Below are 15,951 nucleotides of genomic sequence, written 5' to 3' on the forward strand. Positions count from 1 at the left end.
TGCGTCACCGGTGAACAACGCCGCGAGCATCGTCGCCGTCGTCCTCGTCTCGATCGCGTCCCTCGCGGTCGGCGCGTTCGGGCTGCGGCTCTCGCGGACCATGAGCGACTTCTACGTCGCCTCCCGCGGCGTCAGCCCGGTGCTCAACGCCTCGGCCATCAGCGGTGAGTACCTCTCTGCCGCATCGTTCCTCGGGGTCGCCGGGCTCATCCTCGCGCGTGGCGTCGACATGCTCTGGCTGCCGATCGGCTGGACCGCGGGCTACCTCCTGCTGCTCGTGTTCGTCGCGGCGCCCCTGCGCCGGTCGGGGGCCTACACGCTGCCCGACTTCGCCCAGCTGCGCCTCGAGTCCGTCGTCGCCCGCCGGGCGTCGAGCCTGCTCGTCGTCGCGATCGGCCTGCTCTACCTCATCCCTCAGTTCCAGGGCGCGGGCCTGACGCTGCGCACCCTGACCGGGGCGCCGTCGTGGGTCGGGCAGCTCGCCGTCGCCGTCGTCGTCTGTCTCAACGTCCTCCCCGGCGGCATGCGGAGCGTCACCCTCGTGCAGGCCTTCCACTACTGGCTCAAGCTGCTCGCCCTGCTGACGCCCCTCTTCCTCCTGCTCGGCGCGGTCGGCGAACGCAGCGACGACCCCGCCGCCGGCGCGGTGTTCGTCACCGACTGGGTCGAGCCGCTCCAGGGTGACCACGCCCTCTACCTGACGTACTCCCTCGTCCTGGCGACCTTCTTCGGGACGATGGGCCTTCCCCACGTCGTCGTCCGCTTCTACACCAACCCCGACGGCCGGGCCGCGCGGCGGACGACGCTCGCGGTCCTCGTGCTCCTCTCCGGCTTCTACCTGCTGCCCGTCGTCTACGGCGTCATCGGGCGCTACGTCGCCTCCGACCTCGTCGCCGCGGGCCGCGCCGACTCGGTCGTGCTCGAGCTGCCGAGCCGGCTCTTCGACGGCCCGGTCGCAGAGGGCCTCACCGCCGTCCTCGCCGCGGGGGCGTTCGCCGCGTTCCTGTCGACGTCGACCGGCCTCGTCGTGTCGGTCGCCGGCGTCGTGAGCCAGGACCTCGTGCGCTGGGGCGCCGGGCACCGCCAGGGCATCCGCACCTTCCGCCTGACGACGGTCGCGGTCGTGGCCGGCGCGCTCGTGCTCACCGTCGTCTCGGCCGGCGTCCCCGTGGCCCACGCGGTCGAGCTGACCTTCGCGGTGGCCGCGTCGACGTTCTGCCCGATGCTCCTCCTCGGGATCTGGTGGCGGGGGCTCACCTCGCGTGGGGCGATCTCGGGCCTCGTCGTCGGGGGCGCTCTCTCGATGGGAGCCGTCGTCACGACGACGTTCGGCATCGCCACCGGTGGCTGGTTCGGCGTCGTCCTCACCCAGCCCGCGGCCGTCAGCGTGCCGTTGGCCTTCGCGACGATGGTGCTCGTGTCGCTGGCCACCCGATCAAGCACCCCGGAGCACGTCGCGCAGACGATGGTCCGGCTGCACGCCCCCGAGAACGTCGACCTCAACCGGGGCTCGTTCCACCCCGAGCGCTGGTACCGGCGGCCGCCGACCGCGGAGGGGGCGTCCGACGGGACGCAGCACCCGGCATACGGCAGCACGGGGGAGACCGTTCGTCGCCCCGGGACGACCGCTCGTCGCAGCTGATCCCGCGCACGGCGAGCCGTCTGCGCCGCTGGGCGATGCCGCCCACGCTGCGCCTGCCGGGGCACGGCGCGGGCTCCTACCTTGGCTCTCGCCGGCCCTGTGCCGGCAGCGCGGAGCGACAGGGGCGTCGACGTCACCACGGGACCGTCCGGGGGGAGCGGCGGCGGCAGGACCGCGCTGAACGCCCAGCACCCAGGCACGACCCAACCGCCCCGGAGGTGGCCAAGTGAGCAAAGAGGCTCCAGAGCGCGTGGTCGACGATCCCAACGTCGCCATGCAGAACTCGCCCGAGTTCGACCAGCTGCGCAGCAAGTTCCGCAGGTTCGTCTTCCCGCTGACCGCGTTGTTCCTCGCGTGGTACTTCCTCTACGTCCTGCTGTCCGTCTTCGCGAAGGACTTCATGGGGACGCGGGTCCTCGGCAACATCACGTGGGGCCTGATCCTCGGCCTCCTCCAGTTCGTCTCGACCTTCACGATCACGATGGTCTACGCCCGCTGGGCCGACCGCGTCTTCGATCCCGAGGCCGAAGCCCTCGCCCAGAAGATGGGAGTGCAGCAGTGAGCGCGCTCCTCACCTCCGCCCCGTCCCTCGTCCCCGCGGCGACGACGGTCGGCAACCCGGCGATCAACATCGGCATCTTCGCCCTCTTCGTCGTCGTCACCCTCGCCATCGTCATCCGGGCGTCGCGCAACAACCGCAGCGCCGCGGAGTACTACGCGGGTGGACGTGCCTTCACCGGCCGTCAGAACGGCATCGCCATCGCCGGTGACTACCTGTCGGCGGCCTCGTTCCTCGGCATCGCCGGCGCCATCGCCATCAACGGCTACGACGGGTTCCTCTACTCCATCGGCTTCCTCGTGGCGTGGCTCGTCGCCCTGCTGCTCGTGGCCGAGCTGCTCCGCAACGTCGGCAAGTACACGATGGCCGACGTGCTCAGCTTCCGGCTGCGCCAGCGCCCGGTCCGCATCGCCGCGGCCATCTCGACGCTCGTCGTGTCGTTCTTCTACCTGCTCGCCCAGATGGCGGGGGCCGGTGGCCTCGTGGCCCTCCTGCTCGGCATCGAAGGGGCGGTCGGCCAGCGGCTCGTCATCGTCGTCGTCGGCATCCTCATGATCTTCTACGTCATCTTCGGCGGCATGAAGGGCACGACCTGGGTGCAGATCATCAAGGCCGTGCTGCTCATCATCGGCGCGGCGATCATGACGTTCTGGGTCCTCGCCAAGTTCGGCCTCAGCCTGTCGAACCTGCTCGGCGAGGCGACGGCCACGTCGCAGGAGGCCGGCGGCAAGGACCTGCTCCAGCCGGGTCTGCAGTACAAGAACCCCGTCGACTTCATCTCCCTGTCGATGGCGCTCGTCCTCGGCACGGCCGGCCTGCCGCACGTCCTCATGCGCTTCTACACGGTCCCGACCTCACGTGAGGCCCGTCGCTCCGTCGTCTGGGCGATCTGGCTCATCGGCATCTTCTACATCTTCACGCTCATCCTCGGCTTCGGGGCGGCCGACCTCGTCGGCGCCGCTGCCATCAAGGCCGCACCCGGTGGCGTCAACTCCGCCGCCCCGCTGCTCGCCTTCGAGCTCGGCGGCGAGATCCTGCTCGGGATCATCTCGGCGGTCGCCTTCGCGACGATCCTCGCGGTCGTCGCCGGCCTGACCATCACCGCGAGCGCCTCCCTCTCGCACGACATCTACAACACGGTCGTCAAGAAGGGCACCGCCACCCCCGAGGAGGAGGTCAAGGTCGCGCGCATCGCAGCGCTCGTCCTCGGCGCCATCGCCATCATCGGCGGCATCTTCGCCCTCGGCCAGAACATCGCCTTCCTCGTGGCGCTGGCCTTCGCCATCGCCGCGAGCGCGAACCTGCCGACGATCCTCTACTCGCTCTTCTGGAAGCGGTTCAACACCAGGGGTGCGCTGTGGAGCATCTACGGCGGCCTCATCAGCGCCATCACGCTGATCATCTTCAGCCCGGTCGTCTCCGGCAAGCCGATCGACCCGCTGACGAAGAAGAGCCCGTCGATGCTCCAGGGGGTCGACTTCCACTGGTTCCCGCTCGACAACCCGGGCATCATCTCGATCCCGCTCGGCTTCGTCCTCGGCTACATCGGGACCGTCACGAGCCGTGAGTACAACGCGGCGAAGTACGCCGAGATGGAGGTGCGCTCGCTCACCGGTCACGGCGCCGAGACCGCGACCCACCACTGAGCCGACCGTCCCTCCGCGAGCTCGCGGGAGACGGGGAGTGGCCGCGCACGCCAGGGGCGTGCGCGGCCACTCGCGCGTCCGGGGTGCGGCCACGGACAGGAGGGTTCGATGCCGCGCACGAGCGGACGCCTGCGCCACCGCGCGGATGGGCAGCCGACGGGTGGGGGCGTCCCCGGACCGTCGGCCGCGCCTGCACCGGCCGGCGCTACCGCTCGGGCGGACCGTGACGGAGCGCCTTGGTGCTCGTCGTCAGATGACGACGAGGTCGTCGCGGTGGATGACCTCCCGCTCGTACTCCGGGCCGAGCTCGCGGGCGAGCTCCCTCGTCGACCGTCCCAGCAAGGACGGGAGCTCGGACGAGCTGTAGTTGACGAGACCGCGGGCGATCGCGGTGCCGTCGGGAGAGCACACGTCGACGGGGTCTCCGTCGTGGAAGGTGCCCTCGACGGCCGTGATGCCGGCGGGGAGCAGCGACTTCTTGCGCTGGACCAAGGCCGTGACGGCGCCGTCGTCGATGATGAGCCGCCCGCGCGCGGTCGTCGCGTGCTCGAGCCAGAGCCGTCTCGACCGTCCGCGGACTCCGATCGGCAGGAACAAGGTGCCGACGTCCTCGCCGGCGAGCACCTGGGTGACCCGGTCCGCGGCCGTGACCGTGGTGATCACGCCCGCGGCGGTCGCGATCCGGGCCGCCTCGATCTTCGTCGTCATGCCACCCGTCCCCACCTTCGAGCCGCTGCCCCCGATCTCGACGCCGACGAGGTCCTGCGGGCCGCGGACGACCGGGATGCGCTGGGCCCCGGGGCGGCTCGGGGGCCCGTCGTAGAGGGCGTCGACGTCGGAGAGGAGCACGAGCGCGTCGGCGTCGATGAGATGGGCGACGAGGGCGGCGAGCCGGTCGTTGTCGCCGAAGCGGATCTCGCTCGTGGCGACGGTGTCGTTCTCGTTGACGATCGGCAGCACGCCGAGGTCGAGGAGCCGCTCGAGCGTGCGTCGGGCGTTCGCGTAGTGCGTACGTCGCGTGACGTCGTCGGCGGTGAGCAGCACCTGACCGACGGTGATGTCGTGTCCGGCGAACGCCTGCGTGTAGCCGGCGAGCAGGGCGCCCTGGCCGACCGAGGCGGCTGCCTGCTGGGTCGCGAGGTCACGGGGTCGGGCGCTCAGGCCGAGCGGGTGGATGCCGGCGGCGATGGCACCGGAGCTGACGAGGACGATCTGGGTGCCGTCGAGGTGCTTGTGCGCCAAGGCGTTCGCCAGAGCCACGAGCCGGCCGTGGTCGATGCCGCCGTCGACGCCGGTCAGCGAGCTGGAGCCGACCTTGACGACGAGCCGTCGAGCGGTGCTGATGACGGAGTGGGGCGACACACCTCGAACTCTAGTGACGGGCCGTGGGACCACGCAGGGCTGTCCGTCGCGGACCTCCGGTCCAGCCCCCGGAGACGGTCGGTCGTCCGGGTGCGCGACGACCTACGCTTGAGGCATGTCCCAGACGATCGACCCCGCCGTCGTCGAGCACGTGACGGCCCTGGCGGAGCGCGCCCGCACCGCCTCACGACGGCTCGCCCTCATGTCCCGTGCCGAGAAGGACGCGGCCCTGCTGCTGCTCGCGGACGCCGTCGACGCCGCCGCACCCGCGGTCATCGAGGCCAACGCCGAGGACATCGAGCGTGGTCGAGCCACGGGGATGAGCGAGAGCCTCCAGGACCGGCTGCGCCTCGACGAGACCCGCGTGGCTGCCGTTGCCCAGGCACTGCGCGACGTCGCGGCCCTGCCCGACCCCGTCGGAGAGATCGTCCGTGGGTCGACCCTCGCCAACGGGCTGCAGATCCGCCAGGTGCGCGTGCCGATGGGCGTCATCGGGATGATCTACGAGGCGCGGCCCAACGTCACCGTCGACGCGGCCGGCCTCGCCCTCAAGTCCGGCAACGCGGTCCTCCTGCGCGGCGGGTCGGCCGCGGCGAGCAGCAACCACGCGCTCGTCGAGGCGATGCGCGGATCGCTCGCCGAGCAGGGCCTCCCGGTCGACGCCGTGACCCTGCTCGAGGAGGGAGGCCGCGACGCGGCGCGGGCCCTCATGACGGCGCGCGGCCACGTCGACCTCGTCATCCCGCGCGGCGGGGCCGACCTCATCGAGACGGTGGTCCGCGAGTCGACGGTCCCCGTCATCGAGACCGGCGTCGGGGTGTGCCACGTCTACGTCGATCGGGCCGCCGACCTCGACAAGGCCCGGGCCATCACGCTCAACGCCAAGACCCACCGCCCCAGCGTCTGCAACGCGGCCGAGTCGCTCCTCGTCCACCGTGACGTCGCCGACGACTTCCTGCCCAAGGCGCTCACCGACCTCGCGGGGGCCGGCGTGCGACTGCACGTGGCACCCGAGGTCACGCCGTACGCCGAGGCGGCCGGGGCGGCATACGCCATCGCGAGCGAGGCCGACTTCGGCACCGAGTGGCACGGCCTCGAGATGAGCGTGGCCGTCGTCGACGACCTCGACGAGGCGATGGACCGGATCCGTCGGTTCGGCACCGGACACACCGAGGCGATCGTCACGGAAGACCGGGCGGCGGCCCGGCGCTTCACCGCGGAGGTCGACGCGGCGGCGGTCATGGTCAACGCCAGTACCCGTTTCACCGACGGCGGGGAGTTCGGTTTCGGCGCCGAAATCGGCATCTCGACGCAGAAGCTGCACGCCCGCGGGCCGATGGCCCTGCCCGAGCTGACGACGACGAAGTGGATCGTCGAGGGCGACGGCCACACGCGCTGACGGGTGCCGGCGCAGCCCCCGACCCCGGGTGGCATGATGGCGCACCATGGAAGGCACCGAGGTCCGCAAGCTTGCTGAGCTGGAGGACGACCACTGGTGGTACCGCGAGCGGCGTCACCTCCTGGCCAAGGCCATCTCGGGGCTGGTGCCCGGACGTGCCCTCGACATCGGCGCCGCGGGCGGGGGCAACACCCGTGTCCTGCGCGAGCACGGCTGGGACGCCGTCGCCCTCGAGTACGGCTCGGACGGCGCGGAGGTGGCGCACGGTCGAGGGCTCGCGACGCTGCGCGGCGACGCGACCCGGCTGCCGCTCGCGGACGACTCGCTCGACCTCGTCATGGCCTTCGACCTGCTCGAGCACCTCGACGACGACGCCGCCGCGGTGGCCGAGGTGCGCCGTGTGCTCAAGCCGACCGGCACATACCTCTTGGCCGTGCCGGCCGACCCGAAGCTGTGGTCCGAGCACGACGAGGCCGTCGACCACGTACGCCGCTACACCCGCGAGGGCCTGCTCGACCTGCTCGACCGCGGCGGCTTCGACGTCACCGACGTGCGGTCGTGGAACGTGCTGCTGCGTCCCGTCGTGGCGATGCGCCGCCGGACGAGCTCGGGCTCGGACCTCGAGAACCTCCACCCGGTCGTCAACTTCGGGCTGCGCACGATCATCACCGCCGAGCGCTACCTGCCCGTCGGCGGCCTGCCCGGCGTCAGCCTCCTCGTGCGCGCTCAGCCGCGCAGCTGAGTGCGCATCGGCTGCGACGCCGGCTGGGGCGTGGGCTGGGGCGTGGGCTGCGGCGTGGGCTGGGGCGTGGGCTGGGGCGTGGGGTCGGCTGTCGGGTCGAGCAGCGTCACGGTGTCGGTCTCCGACTCGTCCGACGTCGTGAGGATGTGTTCCCCGCTCGGCTGAGCCGGCAGGGGAGTGTCGGTCGGACCGTGCGCGCCGATGTCGGTCGTCATCGAGTCGTAGGCGATGAAGTAGGTCGGGCGGCCCTGCATGTGGCCGTACATCCGGCCGATGTACTCGCCGAGGATGCCGACGCAGACCAGCTGGACGGCGCCGACGCCCGCGACGATGGCGACGGTCGAGGTCCAACCGGCGACGGTGTGGCCCTGCGACCGGGAGATCAGCGTGTAGAGGACGAGCAGCACGGCGAGGACCGCACCACCGAAGCCGGCGAACGTCGCGAGCCGCAACGGCGCCGTCGAGAAGCCGGTCAGCGAGTCGAGCGAGAGCTTGATCATCTTGATCAGCGGGTACTTCGAGTCCCCGGCCGCGCGCTCCTCGCGCTTGTACTCGACCGTGTCGGACGGGAAGTTGAGGGCCGGCACGATGAAGCGAAGGACACGGTTGTGCTCGGGGAGGCTGTTGACCGCGTCGACGGTGGCGCGCGACATGAGGCGGTAGTCGCCGGCGTCGGCGTGGGCCGAGGTCTGCGACATCAGGCCGATGAGCTTGTAGAACGCCTGGGCCGAGGCCCGCTTGAACCACGTGTCGGTCGAGCGGTCGTTGCGCACGCCGTAGACGACGTCGACGCCGTCGTCCTTCGCGGCCGCGAGCATCTGCGGGATGATCTCGGGCGGGTCCTGCAGGTCGGCGTCGATCGTGACGACGTAGTCGCCGAGGGCGCTGACGAGGCCGGCGGAGATCGCGGCCTGGTGCCCGGCGTTGGCGCGCAGACGCACGACGCGCAGCTGGGACCACTCGCGGTGGTAGCGCTGGAGCAGCGCGGCCGTCAGGTCCTTGCTGCCGTCGTCGACGGCGACGACCTCGTAGGTGGTGCCCATGCCGTCGAGGAGCGGTCGGAGCCGCTCGACGAGGAGGGGGAGCACCTCCTCCTCGTTGTACATCGGGATGACCACGGACAACTCGGGAACCATGGGTTCTAGGGTACGGCCGCGGATGGGCTGTGCCTGTCACCTCGCTGTGCGCGTGCTGTACCTGCACGTCCCCTGCACGTCCCTGCTCGTGCGCTGCACGCCCGCCGCGGCGCCGGTAGCGTGCCGGGCGTGACCTCTGCCGCCGCCGACCGTCCGTCCCGACGAGGTATGCCGTCGGGCGGGCTCGAGCCCGGCACGGCCGTCGCCGGGCGCTTCACGAAGTGGGGCGGTGGCCGCCACTGGGAGTGGGACGGTCGCTATCTCGGGTCCGACGAGCACGGTCACTGGTGGTACGCACCGGTCGGCACGCGGTGCGTGCGTCCCGGTGTCGAGTTCGTCGAGTCGAGCGGCTGGGTCTCCCTCGTGCCGCACGAGGGGGCGTTCGTCGTGGGCTTCTACCCGGCCCACCGCGAGATCAGCGTCTACGTCGACATGACCACCGATCCGGTCTGGCAGCGCCGCGAGGCCGCCGACGGCGGACCGGAGTGGGAGGTGACGATGGTGGACCTCGACCTCGACGTCGTGCTGACCCGCGACGGTCACCTCTACGTCGACGACGAGGACGAGTTCGCGCAGCACCAGGTCGAGCTCGACTACCCGGAGGAGGTCGTCGCCCTCGCCGAACGGTGGCGCGACCTCGTCCACGCGGCCGTCGTGGCCGGCGACGAGCCGTTCGCGACGGTCGGGCACGACTGGCTGCGACGCGCGGAGGCGCAGGCGCCCGTCCCGAGCGGGGAGGCGGCGCCGCGTGCCGAGTGAGCAGGGCGGACGGCATACGACCCCGGTGGGCACGCGCTGCGTCGGCCGGGGCGGGCGGGCGCTAGGCTGGGCGCATGTCTGATCGTGTCCTCGCACTCGTCACCGAGGGGGAGGAAGCCGCCCGCGAGCTTCCCATGCCGGTGATCGCCTACTTCTTCATCACCTTCTCGCTGTTCCTCGTGGCGCTCGCCGTCACGTGGAGCTTCCGCAACACCGCCTACAAGGTGCAGTCGCCGCGCCGGGGTGAGGGCACGCACGGCAGCACGAGCGGATCCGACGGGGCCCACCACTGACCATGCGCCTCGGCGTCATGGGCGGGACGTTCGACCCGATCCACCACGGCCACCTCGTGGCCGCCAGTGAGGTCCAGTCGCGCTTCGACCTCGACGAGGTCGTCTTCGTCCCCACGGGTCAGCCGTGGCAGAAGGCGGACCGTCACGTCTCGCCCGCCGAGGACCGCTACCTCATGACTGTCATCGCGACGGCCTCCAACCCGCGCTTCACCGTCAGCAGGGTCGACATCGACCGGCCCGGGCCGACGTTCACGATCGACACCCTGCGCGACATCAGGACCGAGCGGCCCGACGACGAGCTGTTCTTCATCACCGGCGCCGACGCCCTGGCCGAGATCCTGTCCTGGAAGGACGCCGAGCACCTCTTCGAGCTGGCCCACTTCATCGGCGTCACCCGTCCCGGCCACGAGCTGTCCGACAAGGGGCTGCCCGAGGACCGGGTCACGCTGCAGGAGGTGCCGGCCATGGCGATCAGCTCCACCGACTGCCGGGCGCGCGTCGCCGACGGCGCCCCGGTCTGGTACCTCGTGCCCGACGGGGTCGTCCAGTACATCAACAAGTACCGCTTGTATGCCGCCGACCTGGCGAGCGCAGGCACCGTGCCGACGCACCTGTCGTCGGCACCGCCCCGAGGAGATTCGTGACCGCAGCAGACCATTCGATCCAGCTCGCGAAGGTGGCCGCCCTGGCCTCCGAGGAGAAGCTCGCCGAGAAGGTGATGGCCATCGACGTGAGCGAGCAGATGCCGCTCACCGACGTGTTCGTCATCGCCTCCGCACCGTCCGAGCGGCAGGTCGGCGCCATCGTCGACGAGGTCGAGGACCGGCTGCGTGAGCTGGGCAGCAAGCCGATCCGCCGCGAGGGCGAGCGCGAGGGCCGCTGGGTCCTCATCGACTTCGGCGACATCATCGTCCACGTCCAGCACGAGGAGGAGCGCGAGTACTACGCGCTGGAGCGCCTCTGGAAGGACTGCCCCGAGATCGACCTCTCCACGGTGGAGGCGCCGGCCCGTCCGGGAGCCGACGATGGGAGCGACGAGGTCGACGAGGTCGACGAGGTCGACCAGGCGTGACCGCAGCCGGGTCCGTGCCCCCCATCGGGCCGCGCCGCATCGTCATCGTCCGGCACGCCGAGACGGTCGACAACGCAGCCCGCGTCTGGCAGGGCCACAAGGACACCGAGCTGTCCGACCGCGGCCACGAGCAGGTGGAGGCCGCGGCCCCGCACCTCGCCGCCTACGCGCCGGCACTCATCGTCTCGAGCGACCTCCGGCGTGCGGCCTCGACGGCCGACGCCATCGCGGGGTTGACGGGCCTCGAGGTGCGCCTCGACGCCCGCCTGCGTGAGGTGCATGTCGGCGAGTGGCAGGGCATGCACGCCGACGAGGTGCGTGAGCGCTACCCGGACGTCATCGCCGCCCTCGACCGGGGGGAGGACACCCCTCGCGGGGTCACGGGGGAGACCCGGGCGCAGGTGGCCGAGCGTGCCGGCGCCGCGCTGCGCGACGTCGCCCGGGAGCTGCTCCCCGGCGAGACCGCCGTCGTCGTGGCCCACGGAGTGTCCGCACGCGTCGCGGCCAGCGCCCTCGTGGGGCTCGACCAGGACGTGTCGGACGCCGTGTTCCGCGGGCTCGACAACTGCCACTGGATCGAGCTCGTCGAGGCCGGCAAGAGCTTCTCCGAGGTGACCCGGTGGCGCATCAGCGGCTGGAACCTCGGGCCCTGGAACGTCTGACCCGAAAGGCCGCCCCCGATTTTGGCTCTCGGCCGGAGACCCGCTATGGTTACGCAGTCGCTTCGACGAGGTGACACCCGCAAGGGGCTGTGGCGCAGCTGGTAGCGCACCTGCATGGCATGCAGGGGGTCAGGGGTTCGAGTCCCCTCAGCTCCACCCAACGAAGAAGGCCGGACACACCGTGTCCGGCCTTCTTCCGTCCCGGGTGCGAGTTCAGGCGCGTGGGCGGGTCGTGACGACGAAGACCGAGTCGGTGCGCCAGTCGGCCACGGCCGCCGATGCGGTGCGCGGCCCCAGGCGCCGCGTCCGGGTGCCGCCGAGCACGCGCTCGAGGTTGGAGCGCAGGGCCGGCGGCTCGTCGGCGCTCCTCGTCGTCCCGGCCGCCGGCACGGCGCTGACGTCGAGCTCCTCCTGCTCGAGCGACCTCGGGTCGAACTCGAGCGTGCTCGTCACGACCATGAGCTGGTCGCGCAACGACACGGTGCCCGCCTCCCACAGTGCGTCGTCGACCTGGCCGACGAGGTCGACGCTCGTCGCCTCGCCGGGGCCGAGCGCCACCGATCCGGCCGGGAACGCGTCGGTGAAGATGCCGTAGGTCTCGGTGAGGTCGAGGAGCGCCGCCCAGAGGGGGGTGGACGTGGTGTTCGCGAGACGGACGGTGAAGCAGGGCGCGTCCGTGCCGGCATACGCGATCGGCAGGGTGCCGCCCGCTCCGACGGGCCCGGTGCCCGCGTCCACCTCGACGCGGACGGCGGCGTCGGGCAGGCGCGTGGCGGGGTTCGTGAGTGCGGAGAGGCGCAGCCAGCGGGCCACGCGCTCGAGGGCGAGGATGGTGCGCTCCTCGCGGGCCTCGCCCGCGACGACGGGCACGAGGGGGCGCGTGACGCCGGGACGGGTGATGACGAAGCCGTCGGGGGTGGCTTCGACGAGGAGGTCCGCAGGGCCGTCGCCGTCCCCCGCACCCTCGACGAGGTCGACGAGCGTCTCGTCCGCGGCGTCGGCGGCGGTCCGGAGCGCCGCCGTCCCCGCGGCGTCGCCGACGACCCCGACGCGCAGCGGCGCCAGTGGGATCGACGTGACGACGGCGCGGTAGACGTACGCCTCGTCGAGCGCGGGCGTCAGGCGGACGAGGCTGCGGTCGGGCAGGACCCTCGTGACGAGCGCGGTGGCGAGCGGCGACCCGGACGTCTCGCCGGTCAGGGGGTAGACGGCCAGCTCGGTCGTGTCGTCACCGATGGGCTCGGGCACGCCGTGGACGGCGCCAGAGTCGATGGACCAGCCGTCGGGCAGCCTGCTCAGGGTGAGCGGCCTCGGGGTGGCCGGGATCGCGCCGCCGAGGAAGGGCCGGTCGAGCTCGGTCGCGTCGGCGGTCTCGACCTGCGGGTGCTGGTCGGTGACCCGGTTCGTCACGTCGGCGGTCACCATCCGCAGGACGTCGCGGTAGGAGGGGCGCCCGTCGCTGCCGAGCAGGGCGGCCTCGAGCGCCGCCGACAGGGCGCCGCGCTGGCGGCCGAGCACGGTGACCTCCTTCGCCTTCTCGGACGACCGGCAGGCCGCGAGCAGGACGTGACGGCCTGCGGGTGTCCAGCGCGCAGCGCTCCGGGTGGGTGCGCCGGCCGTCGCCTCGCCGAGCCCCACGAACGTCGACGCGGGTCGGGGTCGCGGGTCAGGGGGCGCGAGGCGCACCACCTCGTCGGCGTCCCGGGTGCCGTCACCCGAGTGGCAGCAGTCGAGCACGACGAGCGTGTGGCAGCCGGTCGCCGAGATCGAGTCGAGCAGGGCCGCGAGCTCCTTGTCGGCGAGGTCCCAGCTGCCGGGAGAGCGGCTGTCGACACACACGAGGGTCTCGTTGCGGTGGTCGGGCTCGATGGACCAGAGCTCCTCGGGGGTCGTCTGCTGCGAACCGTGCCCGCTGTAGTAGAAGAGCGCGACGTCCTGGGCGCCCGCGCGGCCGAGGTGCTCGCTGAGTCGGCTGGTCACGGCCGCCCGCGTGGCCTGGCCGTCGGTGAGCACGACGAGGTCGAGGGCGTCCTCGCCGACGCGGTCGCGCAGGACGTCGGCGAAGCCGGTGACGTCGTTCACGCAGCCCGACAGGGGCGGGATCGGTGTCGGGTAGGCGTCGATCCCGACGAGGAGGGCGAGCAGGCGTCCGGCCATCTGAGGCGGCCGTCTCAGGAGGCCGCGTCGGCGAGGGTGATCGTCTGCCAGCCGTGCGGGAAGCCCTGCGTGTCGGCGGTGCGGGCGGCATTCGTGCTCTTCATGGTGCGCAGCCTCCACGTGGCCGGGGCGCTCGTCGCGTCGCTGAGGTTGACGTTCATGGAGAAGACGGAGCCGCGGACCGGAGCCTTCCTGAGCTGGAGGGCCGACCACGGCACCCGGGCCTCGAGGTCGTAGCCAGTCAGCGTGTCGGCCCGCCCGACGGTGATCTCGGGGTGGCGTGTGCCGGTGGTGAAGGTGCCGCGGCCGGCCGGGTTGATCGAGGCGACGCCGGACGTCGGGGCGTCACGGGACAGTCCCACCATGACGTGGACGTCCTGGCCGCGTCGCGTCGTGGCCTTCGGGTCGAGGCTCCGGGCGTCCGGGCCGAACTCGAAGGAGAAGCCGTCGCCGTTGAACCAGGCACCGGGGGTGGCGAGGTTGACGCTGCGGATGTCCGGGTCGACGACGTGCACGCGCAGGTAGAGCGCGCCGCTGTCCCAGACGACCTGCCAGTCGCCGCCGAACTCGGGCTGGGGCGTGCCCACCTGGGCGACGACGTGCGGGATCGGGGCCGTGGGCACGCCGTCCCAGTCGGCGAAGTCACCGTCGATAGCCGGTGTCGTCGTGGCGCACCCGGCGACGAACGTCGTCGCCGGGGCGTTCGCGGCCGCGGGCGCAGGGCCGCAGGCGCTCGTGACGGCGGCCGTGGCCCCCTTGAACCACTTCGGGACCTGGGTCGCGCCGAGCCAGAAGAGCCCGAAGAGGACGACGAGCCCGATGAGGCTGCGGACGAAGCCGTTGCCCCTGCGGCGGGGGTGCGGGTCGGGTGGTGGGGGCGCGTCGTCCCCCCGCCGGTCCGGCCGAGGGTCCGGCTGCGGCTCGGGACGGGCCACCGGTCGCGTGTCCGGCTGGGTGTCGGGCTGGGTGTCCGGCTGGGTGTCCGACTGGGTGTCCGGCTGCGGGAGCGGCTGGGTGAGCCTCACGGGGTCGCGACGAGGCAGCGGCGTCGGGCCGTCGTCGGCGGGCGCTCCCTCGGGCCGGACCCGCTCGAGCAGCTGGGTGACGTCCTCGTAGTCGGGATGCTCGGCGGCGATCTGCTCGAGCAGCGGGAGGGCTGTCGCGGGGGCGCGGGCCAGCAACGCGCCCTTCGCGGCGTCGTAGAGGGACTCGAGCCGGCTGTCGGGCCGCTCGGTCGCGGCGGTGGCGCTCGTCGTGAACGAGAAGGGCTGGTCGGCGCCCGACCGCAGCAGCACGGCGGTGCCCCACTCCGAGGCCTCGTCGGAGACGGCCATCGCCTTGCGCACCTCGCAGATCGCGGCGTCGATGCCCAGTCCGCGGGTGAGGAAGTAGTAGAACTCGTGGCTGAAGACGAGGGCGGCCCGGTCGGAGATCTCGGTCTGCATCGCGACGACCGCCGGCAGACCCTGGCGCACGAGGGCCTGGCCGACGCCGGAGAACGCGTCGCGTCCCGACGTCCGTGCGCCCTCGCACGCGTTGAGGACGGCGAGCTGCATGGTCCGGGCGTCGTGGAGCAGCGTCCCGAGCCGCGCTCCGGAGACCCGGTGCGCCGTGCCGTCCTCGCGCTCGAGGACGAGGACGCCCTCCTGGGCCTGCTGGTCGAAGCCGCCGTGGCCGATGAAGTGGAAGACGTGGAAGTCGTCGAGCAGGGCGCGCTGGAGGCCGGTCAGGGTCGCGTCCTCGAGGACCGTCACGCTGAGGCGGCCGCTCTTGACGAGGTCGCCGGTCGTCGCCGTGAGCAGCTCTCGCTCGCGGTCCACGGCGAGCTCGGGCATGTCGCTCGGGCTCGAGATCATGACGAGGACGCGCAGGGGCGCATCGACGTGGACCACCGGTGGGCGCTCGAGCGAGTCGAGCAGACGGACGATCGGCGTCTCCTGCGAGAGCGTGAGGAAGCGACCGAGCCTCGAGTCGTAGAGGTACTCCCACGGCACCGGGTCGAGGTCCGGCACGGCGTCGAGCCGCAGCCGCAGCCGCAGGTCCCTGCCCTGGCCGGTGGCGGTCGTCAGGCTCTCGCGGAAGGCCCGCCCGACATCGCCCGACAGCAGTGCGTCGCCGAGCCGGCGGCCGTACTCCTTGACGTCGACGACGCGCGCCTCGGCGGGCACGAGTCGCCTCGAGGACACCCGCGGCGGTCCCACCGCGATCATGAACTGGGCGAGGTCCGTGGCGGCGAACGGGAGCGTGAAGGGGGCCGACGCCTCGCCCGCGGGCGAGGCGAGGACGTGAGCGGCATACCCCTGGCCCTCACGGGTGACGGCGACGTCGAAGTCGAGATAGTCACGGCTCATGGCGATCCTCTGTTCGCAGGAGCGCGCCTGCACTCGACAGTACGCCGGGCGGGCGCTCCTGATACGTCGTTTCGACCCGGACGCGCCCCTTCGGTAGAATCGTCGGTGAGCGCGAGCCGCGCTCGCGGACGAGGGAGCCGTACCCGCACAGCGACAAGACGGCCAGATCGG

The 15,951-nt window shown here is 72.1% G+C and carries 14 protein-coding genes, 1 tRNA gene and 1 riboswitch; of the genes, 11 read left to right on the top strand and 4 right to left on the bottom strand.

Translation table 11 applies throughout. The features are described 5' to 3' along the window. The first annotated feature begins 10 nt into the window (after positions 1–10). The 3 genes from ASE25_RS20370 (at position 11) to ASE25_RS20380 (ending at position 3,847) form a co-directional block, all read left to right on the top strand. The gene (locus tag ASE25_RS20370) at positions 11–1,642 is read left to right on the top strand and encodes a cation acetate symporter (protein ID WP_056775987.1); all 1,632 of its coding nucleotides are present in this window, start codon (positions 11–13) and stop codon (positions 1,640–1,642) included. A 274-nt stretch (positions 1,643–1,916) separates the two neighbouring features. Continuing rightward, positions 1,917–2,204 carry a DUF485 domain-containing protein gene (locus tag ASE25_RS20375; protein ID WP_200959197.1) on the top strand — a complete coding sequence of 96 codons (288 nt, stop codon included), beginning with the start codon at positions 1,917–1,919 and terminating at the stop codon, positions 2,202–2,204. Next, complete coding sequence (locus ASE25_RS20380) at positions 2,201–3,847, top strand: cation acetate symporter (RefSeq protein WP_056775991.1); 1,647 nt, start codon at positions 2,201–2,203, stop codon at positions 3,845–3,847. The genes ASE25_RS20375 and ASE25_RS20380 overlap by 4 nt, the downstream gene beginning before the upstream one ends. 249 nt (positions 3,848–4,096) lie before the next feature. Here the strand turns inward: ASE25_RS20380 and proB are convergent, their stop codons facing one another. Further along, on the bottom strand, positions 4,097–5,209 hold the full coding sequence (gene proB / locus ASE25_RS20385; protein ID WP_056775994.1) for a glutamate 5-kinase: 1,113 nt from the start codon (positions 5,207–5,209) through the stop codon (positions 4,097–4,099). 115 nt (positions 5,210–5,324) lie between these two features. Between proB and ASE25_RS20390 the strand changes: the two genes are divergently transcribed. Both ASE25_RS20390 and ASE25_RS20395 read left to right on the top strand, forming a co-directional pair. Beyond that, on the top strand, positions 5,325–6,608 hold the full coding sequence (locus ASE25_RS20390; protein ID WP_056827187.1) for a glutamate-5-semialdehyde dehydrogenase: 1,284 nt from the start codon (positions 5,325–5,327) through the stop codon (positions 6,606–6,608). Between the two features lie 46 nt (positions 6,609–6,654). Beyond that, a complete protein-coding gene (locus ASE25_RS20395) occupies positions 6,655–7,350 on the top strand; it encodes a bifunctional 2-polyprenyl-6-hydroxyphenol methylase/3-demethylubiquinol 3-O-methyltransferase UbiG (RefSeq protein ID WP_056827188.1) in 696 nt (231 codons plus the stop codon). On the opposite strand, the gene ASE25_RS20400 is transcribed toward ASE25_RS20395, so the two are convergent. Continuing rightward, positions 7,335–8,486: a glycosyltransferase family 2 protein gene (locus ASE25_RS20400; RefSeq protein ID WP_056827189.1), complete on the bottom strand. Its 1,152-nt coding sequence runs from the start codon at positions 8,484–8,486 to the stop codon at positions 7,335–7,337. The genes ASE25_RS20395 and ASE25_RS20400 overlap by 16 nt on opposite strands. A gap of 129 nt (positions 8,487–8,615) precedes the next feature. On the opposite strand from ASE25_RS20400, the gene ASE25_RS20405 reads away from it, so the two are divergent. The 6 genes from ASE25_RS20405 (at position 8,616) to ASE25_RS20425 (ending at position 11,428) form a co-directional block, all read left to right on the top strand. Next, positions 8,616–9,245 carry a DUF402 domain-containing protein gene (locus ASE25_RS20405; protein WP_156415551.1) on the top strand — a complete coding sequence of 210 codons (630 nt, stop codon included), beginning with the start codon at positions 8,616–8,618 and terminating at the stop codon, positions 9,243–9,245. A gap of 74 nt (positions 9,246–9,319) precedes the next feature. Then, positions 9,320–9,538 (top strand): hypothetical protein, encoded by a 219-nt coding sequence (locus ASE25_RS22955; RefSeq protein ID WP_156415552.1) that lies wholly within the window; start codon positions 9,320–9,322, stop codon positions 9,536–9,538. 2 nt (positions 9,539–9,540) lie between these two features. Beyond that, a complete protein-coding gene (nadD, locus tag ASE25_RS20410) occupies positions 9,541–10,182 on the top strand; it encodes a nicotinate-nucleotide adenylyltransferase (RefSeq protein ID WP_056776002.1) in 642 nt (213 codons plus the stop codon). After that, entirely contained in the window at positions 10,179–10,610 is a 432-nt protein-coding gene (rsfS, locus tag ASE25_RS20415) for a ribosome silencing factor (protein ID WP_056827190.1), read from the top strand. Before nadD ends, rsfS begins: the two co-directional genes overlap by 4 nt. After that, on the top strand, positions 10,607–11,272 hold the full coding sequence (locus ASE25_RS20420; RefSeq protein ID WP_056827191.1) for a histidine phosphatase family protein: 666 nt from the start codon (positions 10,607–10,609) through the stop codon (positions 11,270–11,272). Before rsfS ends, ASE25_RS20420 begins: the two co-directional genes overlap by 4 nt. A gap of 83 nt (positions 11,273–11,355) precedes the next feature. Then, a tRNA-Ala gene (locus tag ASE25_RS20425) sits at positions 11,356–11,428 on the top strand. 57 nt (positions 11,429–11,485) lie between these two features. Here the strand turns inward: ASE25_RS20425 and ASE25_RS20430 are convergent. Continuing rightward, on the bottom strand, positions 11,486–13,429 hold the full coding sequence (locus ASE25_RS20430; RefSeq protein WP_056827192.1) for a caspase family protein: 1,944 nt from the start codon (positions 13,427–13,429) through the stop codon (positions 11,486–11,488). 14 nt (positions 13,430–13,443) lie between these two features. Then, positions 13,444–15,780, bottom strand: coding sequence for a CHAT domain-containing protein (locus ASE25_RS20435; protein WP_056827193.1), 2,337 nt, complete (start codon positions 15,778–15,780; stop codon positions 13,444–13,446). Between the two features lie 104 nt (positions 15,781–15,884). Continuing rightward, positions 15,885–15,947, top strand: a riboswitch (guanidine-III (ykkC-III) riboswitch). Positions 15,948–15,951 lie beyond the last annotated feature (4 nt).

It is taken from the genome of Terrabacter sp. Root85, from assembly GCF_001429185.1.
In the GTDB taxonomy this organism is placed as follows: Bacteria; Actinomycetota; Actinomycetes; order Actinomycetales; family Dermatophilaceae; genus Terrabacter.